At 38.0% G+C, this 1,832-nt stretch carries 1 protein-coding gene; it reads left to right on the top strand.

The features are described 5' to 3' along the window. The first annotated feature begins 511 nt into the window (after positions 1-511). Positions 512-1,659, top strand: a protein-coding gene (locus tag AB0M22_RS45640; RefSeq protein ID WP_095586744.1) for an IS3 family transposase whose coding sequence is annotated in 2 segments (ribosomal slippage) — positions 512-764 and positions 764-1,659 — 1,149 coding nt in all. Because the reading frame shifts where the segments join, the coding sequence is not laid out codon by codon here. Positions 1,660-1,832 lie beyond the last annotated feature (173 nt).

A 1,832-nucleotide genomic window follows, 5' to 3' on the forward strand; every position in this document is an offset into this window, starting at 1 on the left:
CACCGCGTTCCCTCCGCGTATGTGCGGTCGCCCCGCACCCACATCAGCTGTACGCATTCGACGATGACAGTCCATAGCAACTCGCCTGTTGCTCGATAGACTTCTCTATGGAACAATTTAACCGCATGCTCTGCGTGTCAGTTTTCTTTAAACTCATTATAGCATAAAGTCTCCCTGTTCGCTTTTGTCGCTCCGCTTGTCCACCTCAATTGAAAAAATCGGACGTTCTGCCTTTAGGAAAAATCCCTTGCGGTCGTGGTTACTTTGATTTTTTTGATAGAGTTAAGTATTTATCTCTTCCGTCAAATGGAAAGATAGCACGTATGGAAGACTCAAACACACCTTTAGCGATTACTTCTAGTTCTTCCAAGTCATCTTGAATTGGAGCTATACTATAAAAGTGGACAGAAAATTGGGTGTTATAATCTGTCTATTAAGACACAAAAATGAAAGGTGGAAAGGTTATAATAAACTAGACACAAAGTTAAGAGAAATCGTGGAAAGGTTTATTATGGCAAGAAGAAAATTCGATAAACAATTTAAAAATTCTGCAGTAAAACTCATTCTTGAAGAGGGTTACTCTGTTAAAGAAGTCAGCCAAGAGCTTGAGGTTCATGCCAATAGTCTTTATCGCTGGGTTCAAGAAGTTGAAGAATATGGAGAAAGTGCTTTTCCAGGCAATGGGACAGCCCTAGCTGATGCCCAACATAAGATTAAATTGTTAGAGAAAGAAAATCGTTATCTTCAGGAGGAACTTGAACTTCTAAAAAAGTTCCGGGTCTTCTTGAAGCGAAGCAAGTAAAACGTTTTGAATTTCTCTTGAAACATCATGGGAAGATAAAAATTAAACATGCAGTAAAAGTTCTTAAGGTTTCTCGCTCAGGTTTCTATGAATACATGCATCGTCGTCCTTCAAAACAACAAGTGGAGAGAGAAATTCTCTCAGAGAAGATAAAAGCTGTCTTTCATGAGCATAAGGGACGCTATGGTGCGGTTAGAATTACCAAGGTACTTCATAATACTGGTATTATGACCAACACGAAACGTGTTGGAAAACTGATGCACTTGATGGGACTTTATGCCAAGGGAAGCCGTTATAAATATAAACATTACAACAGAAAAGGAGCTTCGCTTTCAAGACCCAATTTAATTAATCAGATCTTTAAAGCAACAGCTCCTAATAAAGTATGGCTGGGAGACATGACCTATATCCCTACCAAAGAAGGCACCTTATACTTAGCCGTGAATATCGACGTTTTTTCACGTAAGATTGTAGGCTGGTCAATGTCTTCACGGATGCAAGATAAACTGGTGAGGGATTGCTTCTTGCAAGCTTGTGGGAAAGAACATCCTCAGCCTGGCTTGATTGTCCATACTGATCAAGGGAGTCAATATACAAGCTCTCGTTATCAATCTACTCTTCGTCAAGTCGGTGCTCAATCTAGCATGAGTCGTAAAGGAAATCCATATGACAATGCAATGATGGAGTCTTTTTATAAGACGCTAAAGAGGGAGCTTATTAATGATGCTCATTTTGAGACAAGAGCTGAGGCTACTCAAGAAATATTTAAATACATTGAGACCTATTACAATACAAAAAGGATGCATTCAGGTCTTGATTACAAGTCTCCAAAAGACTTTGAAAAATATAATTCTTAAATTCTCTTAACTCCGTGTCTAGTTTTTCGTTGACTTTCCATTAAGCGAATGTTAATATAATTATGATAGACTATGCTTATTCCAGAAAAACTTTTCATAAATACTCATGAAAAACATCAACTATTGATGTTTTTCTTATTGACAAATAATATTGAAGTGGTAGAATGGGTACA

Origin of the sequence: Nocardia sp. NPDC051756, from assembly GCF_040681495.1 — a bacterium.
Lineage (GTDB): Bacteria > Actinomycetota > Actinomycetes > Mycobacteriales > Mycobacteriaceae > Nocardia.